Here is a 21,750-nt window from a genome sequence, read left to right as displayed (position 1 = left end):
CCCCCTTATGCCTGCCCATACTTTTTGTATGTCGGCGATGTTTCAAGTTGCATTTTTCCTGCAATCTGCGGAAAATACAACACCGATTCGGATGGCGTTTTCCAGGCAGCAAGTACACCTATTTCGAGTAATACCTGCAGTGCTGCCCGCACGGTATGCGCGTCATAGGTGCCGGTCAGCAGGTCTGCCAGCTTTTGCCGCGCTATGGCTACAGAAAGGCCTTTTTCCGGTACGAATTGACGCAGTGTCCGGTAGACCGTCACCATGGTTTCCCGGTCTAAGACGGGCCGTTCTGTATCAGCATGGATATCCTGTACAACCATCTGCGGTGTTTTATTTCCCTGATATTCATTCATCTCCAGCTGAAAGGCAATATCGGCTTCATCGCCTTCTGCCAGATCATCATATTCTTCGGCCATAGACCAGCCTACGCCCTTGACAGCGATACCCTGAGCGTCGGCTACAGTCAGACGTAAATGTTTTTTATCCTGGCCCATTTTCCACTTGTCACTAATGAGCATGTGGCGCAGGGCAAAGACAGGGCGGCTGTTTCCCATGCCGTACGGTTCCAGGCGGCTTAGTTCCTCAATCAGGTCCAGTGTCACGTCAGAGGCCTGCAAAGTGCCGTCGAGCTTCAGCTTGGGCTCGTAATCCTCTGCCGTCATATGGGCCGCTGCGTATTCGTTCAGCCGTGTCCTGAGCGCTTCTATCTGATCTTCTGCTACGGAAAAGCCGGCCGCCATTTGATGACCGCCAAATTGAATTAAAATATCTGCAGCCGACGACAAGGCTTCGTACATGTTAAAGCCGGCAATACTGCGGCACGAACCTTTACCTACGTGGTCCTTGACGCTAATGACCAGGGTCGGCCGGTAAAAGGCTTCTACCAGGCGCGACGCCGCAATGCCGATGACGCCGGGGTTCCACTCCGGACCGCCCCAGGCGATGAGCACGCCATCGTGCTCGTGACCGCCGGCAAGAATCTGCTCTTTCGCCTTAGCCGTGATTTGCCGTTCAATTTCCTGGCGTTCTGTATTCAGGTCACTTAACTTTTTGGCCTCGGCCAGGGCTTCGTCCGGATCCGTTTCGAGGAGCAGTTTTACTCCTTGAACGGCATCTTCCAGACGGCCTGCCGCATTGAGGCGCGGCGCCACCGTAAACGCGATGCGTCCGGCTGAAATAGGTTTGTCCTCTAAGCCCGCCTGTTTTAATAAGGCCTGCAGTCCCGTGTTATACCCTTCCTGCATGCGCTGCAGCCCTGTCGTAACGAGAATGCGGTTTTCGCCGCTTAAGGAAACGAGATCGGCAATGGTCGCTAAGGCTGCCAATTCCGTATAGCCCGGCAGGGAATCATGGCGTAGGTACTGCCACAGGGCCTGACACAGTTTATAGGCTACGCCGGCGCCGGCCAGGTCCTTGAACGGATAGGGACAGCCGGGCTGTTTGGGATTTAAAATGGCGTAGGCCGGCGGCAAGGGATCAGGCGGTGTGTGGTGGTCCGTGACAATAATCGTCATGCGGTCCTTAAAGGCCTGGACCAAATCGTGCGATGCAATGCCGCAGTCTACGGTAATTAAGAGGTCTGTCTTCGCTTCGGCCAGGCTTTCCAGAGCCTCCTCATTGAGGCCATAGCCTTCCGTGTGCCGCCGCGGAATATGGTAGTCCGGCGTACCGCCTAAGTCGCGAAGGACAGAATATAATAACGATGTCGATGTAATGCCATCGACATCGTAATCTCCGTAAATGACAATCTTTTCTTTTCTCTCTAAGGCTGCGGCAATCCGTACGACAGCTTTTTTCATATCTTTCATCAAAAAAGGATCATACAAATCGTCGCTCGTATCATGCAAGAAGTGATCGGCCTCCTGGAGGTCATGAATCCCACGATTATACAGGATACGTGCTAAGATGGGCGAAATCCCTAAGTTTTGTGAAAATGTATCAATCATATCCTGTTCTACAGCAGGTTCAAGCCATTTTTTCTTCATTAGATCACAACGCATTCTCAAAAAATAATCACTTTCAAAACCATACATCTATTCTATCACAATATATTCTCAAAATAAAGGCTAAAATTAATAATTGAGGCAAAATAATGCGTTTTTTCAGTTTACGAAAATTGAGAAAACCCGGTACTCTTTCTTATTTCGATTTGCTATTATCAATAGTAAAACAAAGCCCCGCCGAAGCGGGGCTTGTGTCTTTATGCAATATGCACTTGTTCGTAATTAGTCTTCGAAAGCTTTCTGGAAGCGTACATAAGACTGACGACGAGCTTTGGCATCAGCTTCGGTCTTAGCATACAATGCATCGGCCTGTTCCGGGAAGCCTTTCTTGAGGGAAGCATAACGAACTTCGCCCATGAGGAATTCCTGGAATTTGCTGTAATCCGGTTCTTTGGAGTCGAGGCTGAACGGATTCTTGCCAGCTTCTTTGAGATCCGGGTTGTAACGGAAGAGATCCCAGTAACCGCATTTAACTGCGAGCTGTTCTTCTGTCTGGCTCTTGCCCATGCCCTTACGGATACCATGGTTGATGCAAGGAGCGTAGCAGATAACGAGGGACGGACCATGATATGCTTCAGCTTCAGTCATAGCTTTGATCAGCTGGTTCTTGTCAGCGCCCATAGCTACCTGAGCTACATATACATAACCATAGGAGATGGCCATCATGCCAAGGTCCTTTTTCTTCGTACGTTTACCGGAAGCAGCGAACTGTGCAACAGCAGCAGTCGGTGTAGCTTTGGAGGACTGGCCGCCTGTGTTGGAGTATACTTCTGTATCGAGTACGAGAACGTTTACGTCCTGGTCGGAAGCGAGTACGTGGTCAACGCCGCCGTAACCGATATCGTAGGACCAACCGTCACCACCGATGATCCAGTGGGAACGTTTAACGAGGAACTGTTTCTTGTCGAGGAATTCTTCAAGAGCAGCTTTGCCGGCAGCTTCTTTTTCGAGGAGGGCAACCAGTTTTTCAGCGCGTTCACGGGAACCTTCGCCTTCATGGAGGTTAGCAGCCCAGTCGCTCAGAGCAGCCTGGAGTTCTTCAGAAGCAACAGCTTTAGCAGCTTCAACTTTGCCTGCCAAGTCTGTACGTACTTTGTCAACGCCCATGAACATGCCGAGACCATATTCTGCAGCATCTTCGAAGAGGCTGTTAGCCCAGGAAGGACCATGGCCTTTAGCGTTTACTGTATACGGAGCTACCGGAGCAGATGCACCCCAAATGGAGGAGCAGCCTGTAGCGTTAGCAATCATCATGCGATCGCCAAAGAGCTGTGTGAGCAGTTTGACATACGGTGTTTCACCGCAACCAGCGCAAGCGCCCGAGAATTCGAGGAGCGGCTGTTCGAACTGAGAACCGATAACGGTCTTCTTGTTCTGCGGATTAACTTTCGGTGTAACCTTGTCCTGTGCATAGTACCAGAGGTCCATCTTGGAGCGTTCTTCGTCTGTGTTCGGAACCATGGAGAGAGCGCCAACCGGGCAGACGTTTACGCAGCTGCCGCATTCGAGGCAGTCGAGCTGGTCAACGACGATGGTTACATTGTATTCTTTACCGGATTTAGCTTTGGTAGCAGCTTTGAAGCCAGCCGGAGCAGCTTTCAATTCTTCTTCTGTCGTCAGAGCCGGACGAATCGTAGCGTGCGGGCAGACGAAGGAGCACTGCATGCAGCCGATACATTTTTCATTGTCCCAGGAAGGAACATGAAGAGCCGGGCCTGCTTTTTCGAACTGGGAGGTGCCGGAAGGCATAGTGCCATCTTCACGACCAACGAAGTCGGATACTTTGAGGTCATCGCCAACCTGGCCGAGGACTGGAGCAGCAACCTGGCTGAAGTACTTCGGAGTCGGGCGGCCTTCTGCTACTTCATCTGTAGCATCTGCCCAGGAAGCCGGATAGTTAACTTCATGGAATTCGCCAACGCCAGCATCTACAGCAGCCCAGTTCATGTCAACGACGTTCTGGCCTTTTTTGCCGTAGCTCTTAACGATGGAGTCTTTCAGGTATTTAACAGCGTCATCCAAAGGAATAACTTTTGCCAGTGCGAAGAAGGCAGCCTGCATTACCATGTTGATACGTGTGCCGAGGCCGAGTTTCTGGCCGATAGCATCGCCGTTCAGGGTATAGAATTTAACGTGATTCTTAGCGATATCGCGTTTGATCTTAGCCGGCAATTCTTTGTCGAGTTCTTCGTCTGTCCAGGTGCAGTTCAGCATGAATGTGCCGCCGTCTTTGATACCACGGAGGAGGTCAAAGCGTTTTACATAGGACTGACGATGACATGCGATGTAGTCAGCAGCGTCGATCAGGTACGGCATATCGATCGGGTCTTTACCGAAACGAAGGTGAGAAATCGTTACGCCGCCGGATTTCTTGGAGTCATATGCGAAATATGCCTGTGCATACATGTCCGTGTGGTCACCGATGATCTTGATAGCGGATTTGTTAGCGCCAACAGTACCGTCGGAACCGAAGCCCCAGAATTTGCAGGATGTAAGGCCTTCTGCATTGTCAGGAACCTTAGGAGCACGCGGCAAGGACAGGTTCGTAACGTCGTCGACGATACCAATCGTGAAGCCGTTGATCGGGTTTTCTTTCTTAACTTCTTCGAATACCGGAATAACGTCTTCAGGAATAACGTCTTTGGAACCGAGGCCGGCACGGCCGCCGATTACATCGATGTTGAGGCCCTGTTCTTTTACGAAGTCAACGATATCGAGGTACAGCGGTTCGCCGAGGGAGCCCGGTTCTTTTGTACGGTCGATAACGGCGATCTTCTTAACCGTTTTCGGCAATACTTCGAGGAGGTGTTTAGCAGAGAACGGACGATAGAGGTGAACGTTGATGGAACCAACTTTTTCGCCTTTGCCGTTCAAGTAGTTAACAGCCTTTTTAACTACGTCGGAGAGGGAGCCCATGGATACGACAACGTATTCAGCATCGGCAGCGCCATAGTAGTTGAAAGGTTTGTATGTACGGCCAGTGATTTCAGAAATCTGAGCCATGTAGTCAGCAACGATGTCCGGCATAGCGTCATAGAATCTGTTGCGGGATTCTGTGTGCTGGAAGTAAATATCCGGGTTTTCTGCAGTGCCGCGGATTTCCGGAGCATCCGGATTGAGGGCACGATTACGGAAGGCTTTAACAGCGTCCCAATCGATCAGTTTACGGAAGTTGTCGAAGTCCATTACTTCAACTTTCTGGATTTCGTGGGATGTACGGAAGCCATCGAAGAAGTTGATGAACGGAAGGGAACCTTTAAGAGCAGCCAGGTGAGCAACACCAGCCAGGTCCATAACTTCCTGAACGTTGGATTCTGCCAAGAGACAGCATCCGGAAGCACGAGCAGACATAACGTCCTGGTGATCGCCGAAGATGCTCAGTGCATGGTTAGCCAGTGCACGGGCAGCAACGTGGAATACACCCGGGAGCATTTCGCCGGCAACCTTGTACATGTTCGGAATCATGAGCAGGAAGCCCTGGGAAGCCGTATATGTAGTGGTCAAAGCACCAGCCTGTAACGAGCCATGGAATGCACCGGCAGCACCAGCTTCGGACTGCATTTCAACAACTTTTACAGTGTTACCGAAGAGGTTTTTCATACCAGCAGCAGCCCAGTCATCTACGTGTTCAGCCATCGGCGAAGACGGAGTGATAGGATAGATTGCGGCAACTTCAGTAAATGCATAGGAGACCCATGCAGCAGCTTCGTTACCATCCATGGTTTTGAATTTACTCATAGATAAAACACGCTCCTTATTGTAAAGTAGAAACTATAAAGCAACACAAGATATCCAATTTTTTTAGCAGCAACAACAAGATATCTCACGTTGATAAACAAAATCGCATAAGAACAAAACCGTTCATCATTCCTTATTTGCATACCGTTTTTCGCATAAGCCTTTGCGTTCATTAAAAATTGCTTGCTTTTTGCGTCCTTTTCATGCTTATTTACAGCATAAACAGGCAGACCTTATAAAAAACTTATAAAGATTCCGCGAAAAGTATTGCTATTATCTTTTTTATGTAATACTATATAAGGTAGTATTACATAGTTGCAATGAACAGGCCACTGCTATGTTTCATTTTAATTATGCTTCCGAATGCTGAACTTCATAATTAGTTCGTCCTTACAAACTAATTATAGGCTTTCACCTGGTATAATTCAATACTCCCGTTTATGCTATTTTTAATATTCACCTGTTCTTATCTGTAAACATATACTCTTTTGGTGTTCATTAACAGGAGGTAACACTATGGATTTCCATCATCTTAAATATTTCGTCGAAGTAGCGGACAAAAAATCCTTCAGTAAAGCCGCGCGCACGTTGCATATATCCCAGTCGGCTATCAGCCGTACGATCAAGGCCTTAGAAGAGGAACTCGGTGTCGTTCTGTTTATGCGCAATGCCAAAGCCGTAGAATTAACGGACGCCGGGACAATTTTCCTGTCCCACGCCAAACGCGTCGTCTTCATGTTTGAACATTTGAAGACGGACTTCGAAAATGAATTCAAGCTGGAACAAGGCACGGTCCTCATCGGCCTGCCCCCGATCACGGGCGCACCAATTTTTGCCAACCTGCTGGGTGCATTCAAGCAGGAATACCCGCAAATCGAGCTGGACCTCTATGAACACGGTTCAAAAAAGGTTGAAATCAGCGTCCAGGAAGGCCTCATCGATTTAGGTATCGTCTGCACGCAGCCGAAGGAAAAGGAATTCGAATCGTTCTTCCTCACACAGGATCCCATGAATGTCATCATCCATCGCGACAATATCCTGTCGAAGGAAAAATCTATTCCTCTCAAAAAGCTGGCCAATGAATCGCTCGTTCTCTACCGTGATGATTTCAATCTCCACGACGAAATCATTCAGGACTGCAAGAAAATCGGTTTCCAGCCGAAAATCGTCTTTGAAACGAGCCAGCGTGATCTCATGATCCAGACCGTTGTGGCCAATTTGGGCGTAGCCCTCCTGCCGAGCCGCATCTGCCCGAACAAGGAATCGAACCCGCGGGTCTGCGAATCCGTCGTCGTCCGTCCCCTCGTCGAACCGGAAATCATGCATGTCCTCTACGTCATCTGGAAACGGGGTCACTACCTGTCCCATGCAGCCCAGCTCTGGCTTGATTTCGTCCGCAACAAGACGCGTATTATTTCCAACGTCTGAGACCGGTCCAGGCCATAACGGAGAAAGGGCTTTAGCATCTTGAAGATTCCCCATTTTATGAAAAAACACATCGTATCTCTTTCGGACACGACCGTGTCGGAAAGGGATACGATACTTCCTGAAGAAGAATACAGACTGCAAAAGGAATCACTCAAAAAGCAGTATAAGGCCCTGCCGGGCTTACATAAAGCAGTGATTCTCACGGCCATAGTCGCCTGTATCCTCGTAGTCATCCAATTTATTTGGATCATAGCACTGCAATATCAGATTTCCCTGCTGCAGGAACAAACCCGCTTGCAGGAAATACGGCTGGTACAGCTCGAACAGGCCAGTGACAAGCACAACAACCTCTTGTACTCTACATATGAATCGTTACAGGATCTCACCAAGAAATGGCATGACCTGCGTTTCCAGGTATTAGAAAATACGTGGAAGCTGGGCAACTGACAGTACAATAAAAAAAGAAGGCTGTGGATTTCTCCACGCCTTCTTTTTTTATTGTACTGCTGCAGTGTTCTTAGAGGAGTTTTTCAATATCCCCGGCAATAGCCGAAGGAACCGTCGTCGGTTCAAAGCGTTCTACTACGTTGCCCTGACGATCGATGAGGAATTTCGTAAAGTTCCATTTAATGCCATCGCCTTCGAGGAATTCCGGGAAGTTCGCTTTCAAGGCTTCGACCAAAACAGGAGCGATGGGGTGATTCATGTCAAAGCCCTTAAAGCCTTTCTGTTCCGTCAGATATTTAAAGAGGGGCTGAGCCGTTTCGCCACGGACATCGCCTTTTTCAAAGATCTGGAAAGTGACGCCATAGTTGACACGGCAGAAATCCTGGATTTCATCAGCTGTACCCGGATCCTGTTCGGCAAACTGATTGCACGGGAAACCGAGGATTTCCAAGCCTTTATCTTTATACTGTTCGTACAGTTTCTGCAATTCTTCAAACTGCGGCGTAAAGCCACATTTGCTGGCTGTATTAACGATTAATAATACCTTACCTTTATATTCACTTAACGATTTTTCTACACCGCGGTTTGTTTTTACAGTAAAATCATATACGTTCATGTTCCATTCCTCCTGTTCGGTTATATAATAAGTTTTATAGGAAACTGCAGCAGCTTTTTCTGCTTCAGTGTTTCTTTTTCTCCATGCCTTTATTATACATGGTTTTTCTATTTTGTCAAATCAAATTATGTAAAATAAAATTTGACTTGTTTGTGCTTTAGCATTACAATAAAGCTAATCTTATTGTAATGGAGAGCAGCACTATGACTACTAAAAAATACGATCCTTTATTATTACAAAACCAGCTTTGTTTTCCCCTCTATGCCAGCGCCCGTAAAATTGTGGCGGCCTATCACCCTATGCTCAAGAAGCTGGGTATTACGTACCCCCAATATATTACGATGATGGTCCTTTGGGAAGAAAAGGAAATCTCTATGCATGACCTGGGCCAGCGTCTGCTCCTCGATTCCGGTACACTGACACCGGTATTGAAGAAGCTCGAAGCCCAAGGCTTTATCCGCCGCTACCGCAAGCCGGAGGATGAACGGCTGCTCATGGCTGCACTTACGGAAAAAGGCCTGGCCCTGCGCGACCAGGCTGCAGACATTCCCCACCAAATGGGCTGTCTGTTAAACCGCAAGGGTACGCTCTTTTCGCCTGAAGAAATGGACCGGCTGAAAAAAGAGCTGTATGAAATCATCGACGCCTTGACAACAAAATAGAGAGGAAAAACAAAACGCCCTGTGCCGAAATAAGCTGTTATGCCGGCACAGGGCGTTTCTATATGATCGTAGTTACCTTGGTTGTGATAAAAGTTGCAGGAATGCTTCCGGTTCCGGCAGGCGGTGCAGCAATACCCACGGCGTATGGGTCTGCAGCTGCTCATACGTATAATGGCCCGTAGCGACGGAAACCGTATAGGCGCCGATGGCCTTGCCACATTGTATATCATAGGGTGTATCGCCAATGACATACATGGCTTCGATTTCACTGCCCCAGGTCTTTTCGGCAATATCATAGGCATATTTAGCCATATCATCGCGATAGTAGAAATTGCGGGCAAAACCGGAATGGTCAAAGTCAAAGTATTGTGAAAGGTTGAAAAAGTCCAGTTTCATACGGGCCCCATGAATGCTGTTCCCCGTAAGCAGGCATTGATGAAAATCCGGATGCTGCGCAAAAAAGGGCAAGAGATCCCGTACAGGCGGAATGATTTCACCGTTCATCTTTTGCAGCCATTTCATAAGATGCTTTTCATAGTTCCGGCAAAACGCATTGACTTCTTCATCGTCAGGCATGACGCCTGTAGCCTGGTACAAGAGCTGCTGGCAAATGTAGTTGTCCGTCCGGCCGCCGGCAGAAATTTTCGGCACAGCCTGATCATCGCCTTTGAGTTCATGGAATACCTCGTAGATGGCATTCATACCGGCCATACCCGTATTGACAAGGGTACCGTCAATATCCCAATATAAGAGCTTCATTATTCCCCTCCTTTCTGCTATGGAAAAAGGGCCGGGCATCAGAAGCAGGCAGTATGTACTGCAACATTCCAATGCCCGGCCCCTCAACCAGGTATCTGCTGACTACTGCCGCAAATTATTTGGAAACGAGTTCCTTTGTATCGCGGGCAATCATGATTTCTTCGTTTGTCGGGATGACATACAGTTTAACTGTAGAGTCGTCCGTACTGATGAGCGCATCTTTACCACGTACGTTGTTGCGTTCCGGGCAAAGTTTTGCGCCTAAGTATTCGAGGCCTTCGCAGATAGCTGCGCGGTCTTCAATACCGTTTTCGCCAACGCCGGCCGTAAAGGTGATGACGTCGACGCCGCCCATAGCAGCAGCCAGGGCACCGATCAGTTTGCGTACCTGATAGTGGAACATATCGAGGGCGAGCTGAGCGCGTTCGTTACCTTCTTTGGCAGCTTCGCCGAGATCACGGAAGTCGCTGGAAACGCCGGAAATACCGAGTACACCGGATTTCTTGTTCATGAGCGTATCCATTTCTTTCGTGGAAAGGTTGTGTTTGTCCATAACGTTGAGGACGATGGCCGGGTCGATATCGCCGCAGCGTGTACCCATGAGAACGCCGGCGAGCGGTGTGAAGCCCATGGTCGTATCAACGCATTTGCCATATTTGATAGCGGCTAAGGAAGAGCCGTTACCCAAGTGGCAGTTGATAACGCGGAGTTTTTCCTGCGGTACGCCCATAACCTTGGCGATCTGGCCGGCTACATAGCGGTGGCTTGTGCCGTGGAAGCCATAACGGCGGATGCCGTCTTCTTTATACAATTCATACGGAAGGCCATACATAAAAGCTTTCGGCGGCATTGTCTGGTGGAATGCCGTATCAAATACAGCAACCTGCGGTACGTTCGGCATAATAGCTTTGCAGGCGTTGATACCGATAATGTTCGGCGGGTTGTGCAGCGGAGCCATGGCAGAGCATTTTTCCAGGGCTTTCATGACTTCGTCGTTAATAACTGTGGAGGAAGCAAATTCTTCCCCGCCATGGACAACACGGTGGCCAACAGCGTCGATAGCGTCCATCGATTTGATAACGCCGCATTCTGCATCAGTAAGGATGTCCAATACCAGCTTTACTGCAACCTGATGATCCGGAATAGACTGCTGTACTTCTTTTTTCTGGCCATTCCATTTGTGTGTCAGCAGAGAATCGGAAAGTCCGATTTTTTCTACCAACCCTTTTGCCATGACTTCTTCATTGTCCATGTTTACCAACTGGTATTTCAAGGACGAACTGCCGCAGTTTACAACCAATACGATCATGCAATTTACCTTCTTTCGTGTATTCTTCTAATTATTTTTGATTTGACCAAAGACATGATCAATTACCTCTTTGCCTACAGCATCGTTGTCTGAGTACAAATACGTAATATCCCATACTTGGTCTTTATCTTCAAAAAACAGGCTGCGCCCCGCCATCTTGACCGTGCGGCCCTGGACATTGAGGTTAAAGGTCGCTTCAACTTCCGTCGCCGGCTTATCAAGAACAGTGGTCTGCGTTACTGTTTTCTGCAGATCAGAAAGTGTTGCCGTCTGCGCTAGCATATACGTAGGTTCTTCCGCCCACGCCTGCACAGATGTGCTGCTGGCCGGCCGGGATTCTGCCGTAATAATCCAATGGGCATCGTTGGCACCATAAAAATTGGTTCCGTCTTTTTGATGCATTTCACCTAATTGGACAGGTGTCATCAGATATACCTCTGAATTGCCGGATTTGAGCTGCGTATAGCCGAAGCTGTATTCTTCCATGATGGTTTCGTTACCGCAACCGGTCAAAAGAAAAAAGGAAGCCGCAGCCAGCGCGGAAACCAGGAATTTTTTCATTCTCTTCATACTATCACCTATTATGCTTTCTAACAGACTTGTTTAATTATAGCATATTCTAGAAAAGAGAAAAAGGAGAAATTGTAAAATGTCTCGTCAAATCCCTGTTAAATACCCATTTTTGCCCGTATAATATACTATGTATTATCTATTAGTTCCTTAAGGAGTCTGCCATGCCTGCTGCTATTGCCATCATCGCTGAATTCAATCCTTTTCATACGGGCCACGCGTATTTACTCACCACACTGCGCCGGCACTTTGGTCCTCATGCGGTGCTCGTCGTCATCCTGAGCGGGTCCTTCGTCCAGCGCGGTGAGCCGGCCCTCTTCTCTAAATGGCAGCGTGCTTCTATGGCCGTGCAAAATGGAGCGGACTGCGTCGTAGAGCTGCCGGCAGTTTACGCCCTGTCGAGTGCCGCCGGGTTTGCTGCCGGCGGCGTAGGCCTGGCACTGCGGCTGGGCTGCACACACCTGGCCTGCGGCGTCGAAACAGGGACAGCCGGCGATTTCCTGCGCCTGGCCCGCATAGCCCAAGAAAGCAGCGCAACCGGGCATGGACGTACAGCCGGCCAGGCCCTGACTGACGCCATAACAGCAGCGGCCCCGGATTTGGCCTCCCTGTTGCAGCAGCCCAATGCGCTTCTGGCCTTAGAATACGCCAAGGCTATTACCGCCTCCGGCCAGGCCCTTGCCTTCGTTCCCGTGCCCCGGCAGGGCAGCGATCATACCAGTGGTCTGGGCGGTACGTACACGAGCGCTTCGTCCTTACGGCACGAGCTTACGGCCCGGGGCCTGACAGACCAGGCCGCAGCCTATTTGCCGGCAAACTGCCAGGCTGCCGTAAAAAAACTCCTGGTCTGCGGCGCCTATACGGACTATGACCGCTACGGCGATTTCGTACTTCTCCAAAACCGCTTGCTCACGCCGGAAAAGCTGGCCACCCTCCCGGCCTTTAGCGAAGGCCTGGAAAACCGTTGGTACCGCATGATGAGCGAGGCTCTTTCCTATGAAGTTGCCTTAGCTGCCGTAAAGACCAAACGCTACGCCTACAGCCGTCTGTGCCGCATGGGAGCCTATACACTGCTCCAGCCGTCACAGTCCCTGATGGATGAGTCGTACAGCGAAGGGCCCCAGTATGGCCGCATCCTCGCCTTAAACCGCCGCGGTGCCGCCCTGATTAAAGAAGCTGCCACGCATTTCCCCATGCTTAACCGCATCAAAGACAGCCGGCCCTTTCTCTCGCCCTTAGGCCAGGCGCAGCTAGGGCTGGACCTTCGCGCTACAGATATACAGCACTACTGTTTCACAGCCCGTACAGCCCGCAAGGGCCATGCCGATTACTACGAGTCACCCGCCTTCCACCCGGAATGAGCGGGTCTTTTTTTGTTTATTTTTCATTTTTTGTCTTTTTCCTTTTGTTCTATTGACTTTTTGACTTTTATGAGTATAATGATACTTGAACTTAGTTGTTCACTATCTTACTGCACAGACTTGCACCATACGCAAGGAGGTCTTAATTATGGGAAACGAAAAATACACACAAAAAGTCATCGAAGCCTTTCAGACGGCTCAACAGATAGCAGCACTTCATTATAATCAGGAAATTACATCGGTCCATGTCCTCATGGGCCTGGTTAAAGAACCGGAAGGCTTGTTGTCTACCATCTTTACGGAATGCGGCACTGATGTGCCTATGCTCCAGGCCCGCCTGGAACAGCTCCTCAAAAAGATTCCGTCCGTCCAGGGCCAGAGCCAGATGTCTATGGCCGTCGAAATGGCCCGGGTCATCGGCAAGGCACAGCAGTATGCCGAATCCATGCATGATGAATACATCAGCACGGAACACCTGCTCCTCGGGATTGCCGAAGAAAGCGACAGCGACGTCCAGAACCTCTGTCGTGAATTTGGCCTGGTCAAAGATAAGATCATGTCGGCCATCCGCAAGAACCGTAAACAAAACGTCAATTCCGATAATCCGGAAAGCAACTATAAGGCCTTGGAAAAATACGGCCGCGACCTGACCGCCGCAGCCCGTAAAGGCAAACTCGACCCGGTCATCGGCCGTGACGATGAAATCCGCCGTACCGTAGAAATCCTCTCGCGCCGGACGAAGAACAACCCGGTCCTCATCGGTGAACCGGGCGTCGGCAAGACAGCCATCGTCGAAGGCCTGGCCCAGCGGATTATCGCCGGCGACGTACCGGAATCGTTGAAGAACAAAACCCTCTACTCCCTCGACATGGGCTCCCTCATTGCCGGTGCTAAGTACCGCGGTGAATTTGAAGAACGACTGAAATCCGTACTTAATGAAATTTCCAAATCGGAAGGCCAGATTCTCCTCTTCATCGATGAAATCCACACCGTCGTCGGTGCCGGTGCCTCCGAAGGCTCCATGGATGCCGGCAACATTTTGAAGCCGATGCTGGCCCGTGGCGAATTACGCTGCATCGGCGCCACGACGCTGAACGAATACCAGAAGTACATCGAAAAGGATGCCGCTCTGGAACGTCGTTTCCAGCCTGTCATGGTCAACCAGCCGTCTGTAGAAGACACGATCACCATCCTGCGTGGCCTGAAGGAACGCTATGAAGTCCATCACGGTGTCCGCATCCGTGATAAAGCCCTTGTCGCCGCTGCTGTCCTTTCAGACCGCTACATTTCCGACCGTTTCCTGCCGGATAAAGCCATCGACCTGGTCGATGAAGCCGCAGCTAAGCTGCGTACGGAAATCGAATCCATGCCGGCACCGCTCGACGAAATCCGCCATAAGATTATGCAGCTGGAAATCGAAGAACAGTCCTTGAACAAGGAAACAGACGACGCCTCCAAGGAACGCCTGGCAAAGATTACGGAAAAGAAAGAAGAACTGAAGGCCCAGGAAACAGAGCTCAAGGAAAAATGGGATAAAGAAAAGCAATCCATCCTGCGCACACAGGCCATCAAGAAGGAAATGGATTCCGTAAAGAACGAAATGGCCAAAGCCGAACGGGACTACGACCTGGCCAAGGCGTCGGAACTGAAATACGGCAAACTGCCGGAACTGCAGAAACAGCTGGACGACCAGGAACAATTCCTGGCAGAACATAAAGATTCGCAGCTCCTGAAGGAAGAAGTAGGCGAAGAAGATATCGCCTCCGTCGTCAGCCGCTGGACTGGCATTCCGGTCACCAAGATGATGACCGGCGAACGGGAAAAACTGCTCCACCTCGATGATACGCTCCACGAACGCGTCGTCGGCCAGGACGAAGCCGTACGCGTCGTCAGCGATGCCATTATCCGTGCCCGCGCCGGTATCAAGGACCCGAACCGTCCTATCGGCTCGTTCATCTTCCTCGGCCCGACCGGTGTCGGCAAGACCGAACTGGCCAAGACGCTGGCAGAAACGCTCTTTGATGACGAACGCAATATTATCCGTATCGATATGAGCGAATACATGGAAAAGCACACGGTTTCCCGTCTCATCGGGGCGCCTCCGGGATACGTCGGCTATGACGAAGGCGGCCAGCTCACAGAAGCCGTACGCCGTCACCCGTACAGTGTCATCCTCCTCGATGAAATCGAAAAGGCCCATCCGGATATCTTCAACGTCCTCCTGCAGATCCTCGATGACGGCCGTCTGACCGATGGCAAGGGACGGGTCGTCAACTTCAAGAACACGATCATTATCATGACCAGCAATCTGGGCTCGCACCAGATTCTTGAAGCCGACAGCTTCGAACAGGCTGATAAAGAAGTACGGGAACTGCTCAAACAGTACTTCCGTCCGGAATTCCTGAACCGTGTCGATGACATCGTCGTCTTCAAGGCGCTCGGCAAGGAACAGGTCCAGAACATCGCGTCTATCCTCCTCAAACGGCTGAGCGAACGTCTGGAAAAACAGGTCAAAGTACATCTGACCTGGACCGACGAAGCGTTGCAGCAGCTGGCCGACCAGGGCTTCAACCCGCAGTTCGGTGCCCGTCCCCTGCGCCGCCTCATCGTTCATACCGTCGAAACGGCCCTGAGCCGCGACATCATCAGTGGTGCCGTCCGCGAAGGCGATACGGTTTCCATTGGCTACGAAAACGGCCAGTTTACCTTTACGCCTTACCGGCAGCAAGAAGCATAATCCTTTCATCTCTTTCTAAAGAGACTGACACGCTGCAGTGCCCCACGCACTGCAGCGTGTTTTGCATTACAAAAGACTGTTTTTTTCATATTTTCTTTTATTTCACTGGACAGATAGGGAATCATCCTGTAATATATAGTGTATTATGCCATCAGACCTGATACCCTTGTCATATAGGCCGCTGCCAGTGCCCTGACAGCGGCACTATTTGGCATCCTATGGCGTTGTCAATTCCTTTCTTCCGTTTCTGCATACTAAATCAGTATGCTAAGGTAGACATATTTCGTATTTTGAAATCACGTTTACAAGCACGCTAAAAAATTATATAATTAACTGTAACTAAACGACAGGTGGATTTTATGAATAATATGTTAGGGAAACACTTACTGATCGACTTTTATAATTGTAAGGCTGCATTTTCGAGTCCGGAAGATCTTCGGCCTCTTGTTGAGCGTGCGTTGGAGCTCGTCGGTGCGACACTGGAAGGCGCCAGTTTTTATCACCGCGATAACGAGCTGACTTGTATTGCCGTTTCCGGCAATGCTCATTTGTGCATGCACGTATACCCGGATTTGTCCTACGCAGCCATCGATATTTACAGTTTTAATACAGATATCCAGGCCAGTAAGATTATGAGTGCCTTGAAGCTCAGCTTGCAGTCTGACCGGATTAAAGCCACGAGCATACGCCGCGGCGATTTTGGCTCTATCCGTGATATGCGCCCTAAGCGCAAGAATAAGATCACGACCGTACGGAGAATGAAAAATACCGGTGCCCGCATTAAACGGACCAGTGCCAAAATGTTTACGATCCTGCGCCATCCAAAACGCAGCAAACGCGCCCGGACATATCAGAAGAGAAAGTCATAAGTTTTACGGAAAGGTTTTGTCCTTATGTTCATGATGTCACTTAAGCAATCTGCCGGTATCGGTTCGGAAGAGCGGGAATCACTCGATTCGATAACTGCAGAATTACTTCAATTTATACAATTTAAAAATCAACGGCTGTACTTGCATTCCCTGCAGGTAGCGAATTACAGCGTCAGCGTAGCCGCTAAACTGGCGCTTCCCAAAAGTGAAATCGGACAAATTAAGCATGCCGCACTGCTTCACGATGTTGGCCTGCTTTTTGTTTCTAATATGCTGCTGAGTAAAATTCCTTATCTGAACCGCAGTGAAAAAGCAATGTACAAGCGGCATGCCGCAGCCGGTGGCAATTTATTGGAAAATATCCCCTGTTGTCAGGATATTATCCCTTACATTGTCTATCATCATGAACGCTGGGATGGTTCCGGTTTTCCCAAGCATTTGCGGGGTGTAAACATCCCCCTCGGTGCCCGCATCATTGCTGTAGCCGACTACTACGATACGATCATCAATCCGAGTACTGAATTTTGGGCTAAGACCAAATCCCAGGCCATCCGTGAATTATTCAGTGCCTCCGGGTTACTCTTCGATCCGGAAATTGTCAAAGCTTTCATAGAAACGTTGGGCTAAAAATCAGGTAAACAAAACGCTTCTTTCCCAAAAACAGGGAAAGGAGCGTTTTTCTGTTAGCGGCCACCGCTGGCCATGACCAATCCGGTCACGGTAACGGCGCCGCCTTTTTTTAGTGTTTTGGCACAGGCTTCCAGGGTGGCGCCTGTCGTATAAATATCGTCTCAAAGGTGTCTGTATTTGATACAATCGAACGATAGCAGGGATTTTGAACACCCCCGTGCGCATAGGCAGGTTCACTCTTTTCCTTACAAATCTGCGCCATCATGGTATACTGGAACAAAAGAAATCTACAACAAGGAGCTAATATCATGGGCTTAGATGACGCGGATATTCTGGATACCATTTATCACAAAGCGGAAGCCAGACTGCGCGCCCAGTTAAAAGCAATATAAAAAAGTCAGGGCAGCTGCCATTCAGTTGGCAAACTGCCCTGACTTTTTTATGCTCTGATTTCCGTCCCGTCCTTGAAGGTCACCCGGATATCATCTTTGCTGTACACTGTGATGAAATCCACCAGGCTGCCCCACAGCCTGGCATCAAACTCCTTGATGAGATCCTGATCCCGAAGCTCCCTGATGAAGCTGTCCATCTGACGGCTCCGGGCTTTGCGATACTGGATAGCTTCACAGGTCTTGTTGTACTGTGTCTTCACCGCTTCATACCGGCTGACCAGTTCGTTGTAATTCCGGTCATAATCATCCTGGTTCTGCGCGACCCTGGCGTTCTCTGCTATGAGCTGCTGCACCTTGTCGGCCAGCAGGTTCAAATCTGTGCTGAGCCTGTCCCGCTCCTCTTTCAAGGCTTCTGTGTCAGTGAGCCGTTCCTTCAGCAGTGTGATGCTGTTAAGGATATCTGCTTTGTTTTCGATGAGCTGATTGGCCGCCCGGATGAAGGCTTCCTTAATATCATCCTCTGTCAGATGCGGTGTCTTGCAGTGGCTCTTGAACTTGTCGTTGCATCGGTAGATGGTTCTGCGGTACTTATCGGTTGAGTGCCAGACCTTTGCCCCGTACCAGCCGCCGCACTGGCTGCATTTGATTTTGCTGGAGAAGATGGATACGCCGCTGTAGCGGCTCCTCCCCTCACGCCGCCGCTTGATTTCTTCCTGCACCCAGTCGAAGACCTGCGGGCTGATGATGGCTTCGTGATTGTTTTCTACATAGTACTGCGGCACTTCCCCTTCATTCGCCTTCGTTTCTTTGGTCAGGAAGTTGACGGTGAACCTCTTCTGCAGCAGAGCATCGCCCTTGTATTTCTCATTCGTCAGGATGCTCTCTACCGTCCCCGGATACCAGCGTTTCTTTTTCGCCGGGGTTTCCAACCCTCTGGCAGTCAGCTCCTTGGCAATGGAATGGAAGGTATACCCGTCCAGGAACAAGCGGTAAATCAGCTTCACAGTCTTTGCCTGTTCCCTGTTGACAACCAAATTGCCGTCCGGCCCACGGTCATATCCTAGGAAATGACTGAATCCCACGCTGACCTTGCCATCAGCGAACCGTTTCCGATGCCCCCATGTAACGTTTTCCGAGATGCTCCGGCTTTCTTCCTGTGCTAGGGAACTCATAATGGTGATGAGGAGTTCGCCCTTGTCGTCAAGCGTCCAGATGTTTTCTTTCTCAAAATATATCTCGATGCCCTTGTCCTTGAGCTTGCGTACCGTCGTCAGGCTGTCTACCGTATTTCTGGCGAAACGACTAACAGACTTCGTAACAATGAGGTCGATTTTTCCGTCCAAGGCCTCCTTGACCATCCGCTTGAACCCATCGCGGTGGCGGGTATTGGTGGCTGAGATGCCTTCATCGGTATAGATGCCGACAAATTCCCAATCATCCCGCCCCTTAATATAACGAGTATAATAGTCTACCTGCGCTTCGTAGCTGGTAATCTGGTCATCATGGTCTGTTGATACGCGAGCATAGCCGGCGACCCGTCGTTTTTGTTGAGTATCAAGCGGCTTTGCTTTAAAGTTTCGAATCGTTGCTGGTATTCTTTGAACTACCCTCATAGTAAATCCACTCCTTCAGTATGGCCATCCAGGAATCTGAACAACAGGCTTCCGTCCTCCTGAATCTCGATATCTTTTATTTGGGTTTTGAACACTTCCGCATCAAATTCGGGAATTCCAAGGATGGATGCGGCTGTCTTTTTCAAGGTATCCTCCTTGATACCTGTTCTGTGTATGCATTTATGTCTGTCTCGAACCCGCCAGTATGGGACAGCCCCGTCCTTGCGCTTATCCAAGATGCGGATGAACGTTACTTCGCATCTTGGACACCGGATACGTCCTGAGAAAACCGTAAAGCGGCCAGTTCCACCGTCCTGTCGGTATCGCGTCATCCAATTTCTCTGCTTTTTCTTCAATTCTTCAGTCCAGCAGTCCTTCAATGCTGTAGATTCCCAATTCTTTTCTATTACTCGGCCATCGGTCATATAGAACATCAGCTTTTTATAAGCCGGAACCACAATCATTGTCACCTTTTGCAGGAATTCCTGTTCTTCGAAGTCTTCAGTCCCAAGGACGGATGCACAGGCTTTCTTTAACGCTGGCTCTGGGATGGAACCGTGAGCGCCACAGTTCGTTCCTTTGCCCTTGTGCGATTCACAAGCCCAGTATTCACTGACCTTTCCTTTATATCTGCGGACAACATGCGCATAGCTTTTCCCACAGATTCCGCATTTGATTACGCCGGTAAAGCAGCAGGTATTCAGAAACTTTCTGGCATAACCGCCCTTTTGGAGACCATCCTGTTTGCGCCGCGCCATCTCTACCTGAACCTGTTCAAACACGCCGGGCTCTATAATCGCTTCATGATGATGTTCCACCACGTATTTATCTTTTTCGCCGTGATTATATATCTGATGCTTATTGATTGGATCAACCACAAATGTTTTCTGAATTTCGAGAAGACCAGTATAGATAGGATTCGTGAGAATCTGCCGGATGCTGGCGTCTTTGAAGAAATTTCCATACATGGTACGGATGCCTTCCGCTTTAAGTTCTCGTATGATATCTTTTCTGGTCTTGCCGCTCAGATAATCCTCGAAGATTCTTTGAACCACTTTTGCTTCATACGGATTGGTAACTAGATTATCGTCTTCCCAACGATAGCCATAAACAAAGAACTTGGCATGCGGGATGCCCTGTTCAAATTTCTTCTTGAATCGCCATTTGATATTGTCACTGATAGAACGGCTTTCTTCCTGGGCAAAGGATGCCAGGATAGTCAGCATCAGTTCTCCTTCACCGCTCAGAGTATGGATATTTTCCTTTTCGAACCACACTTCAACGCCAATCTCTTTCAAGTGGCGTACCGTGCGCAGAAGATCCAAGGTATTGCGGGCGAAACGCTGGATGGACTTGGTCAAAATAACATCTATCTGCCCAGCTTCGGCATCTTCCAACATCCGCTGGAATTCCTGTCGTTTCTTTATCCTTGTTCCGGAAATCCCGTAGTCAGCATATACCCCGGCATATTCCCACTCCGGGTTCTTCTGTATGAGGCTGCTGTAATAGCTGACCTGTGCCGATAGGGAATGATGCATCCGTTCCGAGTCCACGGATACGCGGGCATAAGCTGCGACTTTCTTTCGTTGCTTTAAATTTGGTATGCTTCGTTCAATTTTACGGATAGTCCGCATCAAATCATCTCCTTTCGACACTATATATCACTCTGTTTGATACAATTATCAAGTGTATAAGTCCCCTGAAAATGGCTGATATTGGCGAATCATTGCCTGTTCGAAGTTCCGGTACTCCTTCTCTGTGATGAGCTTTGCCGCCATCATTTTCCTTACCAGATGCATTGTCACCTGGAAGGTTGTTTCATTTTGAAACGACCTCTTATCCATGGCGTACATCCCCAAACCGATACGCAATATAGCAGGCATGGGAGCAGAACTTTCGATGCCTGTTGCCATAGACGATAAATTTTTTTCCACAGGCCGGGCAGGTAAAAGTGTAGACAGCATTCCGCTTCACCAGGTCAAGGTGGCTGTTCCACCACTTGTTCCGGCATGCATCGGAACAAAAGCGTTTCCGCTTCCGCCCCGGATTCTGGGTAATGGGCTTTCCGCACTGTTCGCATACTGCTCCGGCTGTTTTGGCTACCAGACTGTGTCGCCGGCAGAACGACTTCACCGTGTTGATGGAAATCTGGAGCTGCATCGCTATCCTGCCATACCCTGCCCCATCCCGGCGCAGGGCAATGATCTGTTGTTTCTGTTCGTCCGTCATGATGGATACCTCCTGAAAATTTGGTCTTCAGGAGTAACAGGACAGAACGGCTATCGTTAAGTACTATGGAAGCAAAAAAACACGGATGCCCGTGATGAGCATCCGCTGATTGCAAATGATATTCAGTTATTTTCCGCGGTATTCGCAAACCAAGTCCACGCATCTCTGCAACTCTTTCTTGATGTCACTCTCCCAGAACCGCAGGACGAGCCAGCCCATATCGGTCAGTTCGTCATTGACTTCCTTATCTCGCTCGATATTCCGTTTTAGCTTTTTACATTATCCCTCATTGGCTCATAAATTCCTTCTGTTTTTTTGCATAATATTGGGGAGTGTAAAATAGTTTGTGTAAATCGGTATTGCATGAATCTACTTTATGCCCCA

Annotated in this window: 18 protein-coding genes; 7 read left to right on the top strand and 11 right to left on the bottom strand. The window is 49.4% G+C overall.

The window, feature by feature from the left end:
* Positions 1-5: 5 nt before the first annotated feature.
* The gene (gene recJ, locus PGX44_RS04570; protein ID WP_498854416.1) at positions 6-1,988 is read right to left on the bottom strand and encodes a single-stranded-DNA-specific exonuclease RecJ; all 1,983 of its coding nucleotides are present in this window, start codon (positions 1,986-1,988) and stop codon (positions 6-8) included.
* A gap of 240 nt (positions 1,989-2,228) precedes the next feature.
* Positions 2,229-5,744: a pyruvate:ferredoxin (flavodoxin) oxidoreductase gene (gene nifJ, locus PGX44_RS04565; RefSeq protein ID WP_186502319.1), complete on the bottom strand. Its 3,516-nt coding sequence runs from the start codon at positions 5,742-5,744 to the stop codon at positions 2,229-2,231.
* A 516-nt stretch (positions 5,745-6,260) separates the two neighbouring features.
* Here nifJ and PGX44_RS04560 point away from each other — a divergent pair.
* Together PGX44_RS04560 and PGX44_RS04555 are read left to right on the top strand one after the other, a co-directional pair.
* Positions 6,261-7,172 carry a LysR family transcriptional regulator gene (locus tag PGX44_RS04560; protein ID WP_186502320.1) on the top strand — a complete coding sequence of 304 codons (912 nt, stop codon included), beginning with the start codon at positions 6,261-6,263 and terminating at the stop codon, positions 7,170-7,172.
* A gap of 57 nt (positions 7,173-7,229) precedes the next feature.
* A complete protein-coding gene (locus PGX44_RS04555; RefSeq protein WP_498854415.1) occupies positions 7,230-7,619 on the top strand; it encodes a hypothetical protein in 390 nt (129 codons plus the stop codon).
* A gap of 70 nt (positions 7,620-7,689) precedes the next feature.
* On the opposite strand, the gene PGX44_RS04550 is transcribed toward PGX44_RS04555, so the two are convergent.
* Entirely contained in the window at positions 7,690-8,235 is a 546-nt protein-coding gene (locus PGX44_RS04550; protein WP_289001798.1) for a glutathione peroxidase, read from the bottom strand.
* Between the two features lie 203 nt (positions 8,236-8,438).
* Between PGX44_RS04550 and PGX44_RS04545 the strand changes: the two genes are divergently transcribed.
* Positions 8,439-8,897: a MarR family winged helix-turn-helix transcriptional regulator gene (locus tag PGX44_RS04545; RefSeq protein ID WP_498854414.1), complete on the top strand. Its 459-nt coding sequence runs from the start codon at positions 8,439-8,441 to the stop codon at positions 8,895-8,897.
* A gap of 72 nt (positions 8,898-8,969) precedes the next feature.
* On the opposite strand, the gene PGX44_RS04540 is transcribed toward PGX44_RS04545, so the two are convergent.
* The 3 genes from PGX44_RS04540 to PGX44_RS04530 form a co-directional block, all read right to left on the bottom strand.
* On the bottom strand, positions 8,970-9,656 hold the full coding sequence (locus tag PGX44_RS04540) for an HAD family hydrolase (RefSeq protein WP_498854413.1): 687 nt from the start codon (positions 9,654-9,656) through the stop codon (positions 8,970-8,972).
* 115 nt (positions 9,657-9,771) lie between these two features.
* Positions 9,772-10,965 carry an acetate/propionate family kinase gene (locus PGX44_RS04535; protein WP_498854412.1) on the bottom strand — a complete coding sequence of 398 codons (1,194 nt, stop codon included), beginning with the start codon at positions 10,963-10,965 and terminating at the stop codon, positions 9,772-9,774.
* A 27-nt stretch (positions 10,966-10,992) separates the two neighbouring features.
* Positions 10,993-11,535 carry a hypothetical protein gene (locus PGX44_RS04530; protein WP_186502326.1) on the bottom strand — a complete coding sequence of 181 codons (543 nt, stop codon included), beginning with the start codon at positions 11,533-11,535 and terminating at the stop codon, positions 10,993-10,995.
* 164 nt (positions 11,536-11,699) lie between these two features.
* Here PGX44_RS04530 and PGX44_RS04525 point away from each other — a divergent pair, with 164 nt between their 5' ends.
* The 4 genes from PGX44_RS04525 (at position 11,700) to PGX44_RS04510 (ending at position 17,129) form a co-directional block, all read left to right on the top strand.
* A complete protein-coding gene (locus PGX44_RS04525) occupies positions 11,700-12,896 on the top strand; it encodes a tRNA(Met) cytidine acetate ligase (protein ID WP_498854411.1) in 1,197 nt (398 codons plus the stop codon).
* Between the two features lie 148 nt (positions 12,897-13,044).
* Positions 13,045-15,633, top strand: a complete 2,589-nt coding sequence (gene clpB, locus PGX44_RS04520; protein WP_186502328.1) for an ATP-dependent chaperone ClpB — start codon at positions 13,045-13,047, stop codon at positions 15,631-15,633.
* A gap of 359 nt (positions 15,634-15,992) precedes the next feature.
* A complete protein-coding gene (locus PGX44_RS04515; RefSeq protein ID WP_186502329.1) occupies positions 15,993-16,502 on the top strand; it encodes an S-adenosylmethionine decarboxylase family protein in 510 nt (169 codons plus the stop codon).
* Positions 16,503-16,526: 24 nt separating this feature from the next.
* Complete coding sequence (locus PGX44_RS04510) at positions 16,527-17,129, top strand: HD-GYP domain-containing protein (RefSeq protein WP_186502330.1); 603 nt, start codon at positions 16,527-16,529, stop codon at positions 17,127-17,129.
* Between the two features lie 442 nt (positions 17,130-17,571).
* Here PGX44_RS04510 and PGX44_RS04505 read toward each other — a convergent pair whose 3' ends face one another.
* The 5 genes from PGX44_RS04505 to PGX44_RS04485 all read right to left on the bottom strand — a co-directional run bounded on the left by PGX44_RS04505 (position 17,572) and on the right by PGX44_RS04485 (position 21,624).
* On the bottom strand, positions 17,572-19,137 hold the full coding sequence (locus PGX44_RS04505) for a recombinase family protein (RefSeq protein WP_498854410.1): 1,566 nt from the start codon (positions 19,135-19,137) through the stop codon (positions 17,572-17,574).
* Positions 19,134-20,771 carry a recombinase family protein gene (locus PGX44_RS04500; RefSeq protein WP_303854888.1) on the bottom strand — a complete coding sequence of 546 codons (1,638 nt, stop codon included), beginning with the start codon at positions 20,769-20,771 and terminating at the stop codon, positions 19,134-19,136. The genes PGX44_RS04505 and PGX44_RS04500 overlap by 4 nt, the downstream gene beginning before the upstream one ends.
* A gap of 48 nt (positions 20,772-20,819) precedes the next feature.
* Positions 20,820-20,936, bottom strand: a complete 117-nt coding sequence (locus tag PGX44_RS04495; RefSeq protein WP_498854468.1) for an SHOCT domain-containing protein — start codon at positions 20,934-20,936, stop codon at positions 20,820-20,822.
* 37 nt (positions 20,937-20,973) lie between these two features.
* The gene (locus PGX44_RS04490; protein ID WP_303854889.1) at positions 20,974-21,366 is read right to left on the bottom strand and encodes an RNA polymerase subunit sigma-70; all 393 of its coding nucleotides are present in this window, start codon (positions 21,364-21,366) and stop codon (positions 20,974-20,976) included.
* A gap of 126 nt (positions 21,367-21,492) precedes the next feature.
* On the bottom strand, positions 21,493-21,624 hold the full coding sequence (locus tag PGX44_RS04485) for a DUF559 domain-containing protein (RefSeq protein WP_369692980.1): 132 nt from the start codon (positions 21,622-21,624) through the stop codon (positions 21,493-21,495).
* Positions 21,625-21,750 lie beyond the last annotated feature (126 nt).

The organism is Caecibacter sp. AF58-12pH5A (assembly GCF_027681725.1).
Taxonomy (GTDB): Bacteria; Bacillota; Negativicutes; order Veillonellales; family Megasphaeraceae; genus Megasphaera; species Megasphaera hominis.
The sequence above is the reverse complement of the archived record's forward strand: the minus strand, read 5'-3'. Positions and strand labels throughout refer to the sequence as shown.

What these genes read in the sequence shown, in the direction of transcription:
- PGX44_RS04555 (WP_498854415.1), top strand. Translation starts at nt 7,230, where the DNA reads ATGAAAAAACACATCGTATCTCTTTCGGACACGACCGTGTCGGAAAGG.
- PGX44_RS04495 (WP_498854468.1), bottom strand. Translation starts at nt 20,936, where the DNA reads ATGCATCTGGTAAGGAAAATGATGGCGGCAAAGCTCATCACAGAGAAG.
- PGX44_RS04550 (WP_289001798.1), bottom strand. Translation starts at nt 8,235, where the DNA reads ATGAACGTATATGATTTTACTGTAAAAACAAACCGCGGTGTAGAAAAA.
- PGX44_RS04525 (WP_498854411.1), top strand. Translation starts at nt 11,700, where the DNA reads ATGCCTGCTGCTATTGCCATCATCGCTGAATTCAATCCTTTTCATACG.
- PGX44_RS04515 (WP_186502329.1), top strand. Translation starts at nt 15,993, where the DNA reads ATGAATAATATGTTAGGGAAACACTTACTGATCGACTTTTATAATTGT.
- PGX44_RS04505 (WP_498854410.1), bottom strand. Translation starts at nt 19,137, where the DNA reads ATGAGGGTAGTTCAAAGAATACCAGCAACGATTCGAAACTTTAAAGCA.
- recJ (WP_498854416.1), bottom strand. Translation starts at nt 1,988, where the DNA reads ATGAAGAAAAAATGGCTTGAACCTGCTGTAGAACAGGATATGATTGAT.
- PGX44_RS04560 (WP_186502320.1), top strand. Translation starts at nt 6,261, where the DNA reads ATGGATTTCCATCATCTTAAATATTTCGTCGAAGTAGCGGACAAAAAA.
- clpB (WP_186502328.1), top strand. Translation starts at nt 13,045, where the DNA reads ATGGGAAACGAAAAATACACACAAAAAGTCATCGAAGCCTTTCAGACG.
- PGX44_RS04490 (WP_303854889.1), bottom strand. Translation starts at nt 21,366, where the DNA reads ATGACGGACGAACAGAAACAACAGATCATTGCCCTGCGCCGGGATGGG.
- PGX44_RS04500 (WP_303854888.1), bottom strand. Translation starts at nt 20,771, where the DNA reads ATGCGGACTATCCGTAAAATTGAACGAAGCATACCAAATTTAAAGCAA.
- PGX44_RS04545 (WP_498854414.1), top strand. Translation starts at nt 8,439, where the DNA reads ATGACTACTAAAAAATACGATCCTTTATTATTACAAAACCAGCTTTGT.
- PGX44_RS04510 (WP_186502330.1), top strand. Translation starts at nt 16,527, where the DNA reads ATGTTCATGATGTCACTTAAGCAATCTGCCGGTATCGGTTCGGAAGAG.
- PGX44_RS04540 (WP_498854413.1), bottom strand. Translation starts at nt 9,656, where the DNA reads ATGAAGCTCTTATATTGGGATATTGACGGTACCCTTGTCAATACGGGT.
- nifJ (WP_186502319.1), bottom strand. Translation starts at nt 5,744, where the DNA reads ATGAGTAAATTCAAAACCATGGATGGTAACGAAGCTGCTGCATGGGTC.
- PGX44_RS04530 (WP_186502326.1), bottom strand. Translation starts at nt 11,535, where the DNA reads ATGAAGAGAATGAAAAAATTCCTGGTTTCCGCGCTGGCTGCGGCTTCC.
- PGX44_RS04535 (WP_498854412.1), bottom strand. Translation starts at nt 10,965, where the DNA reads ATGATCGTATTGGTTGTAAACTGCGGCAGTTCGTCCTTGAAATACCAG.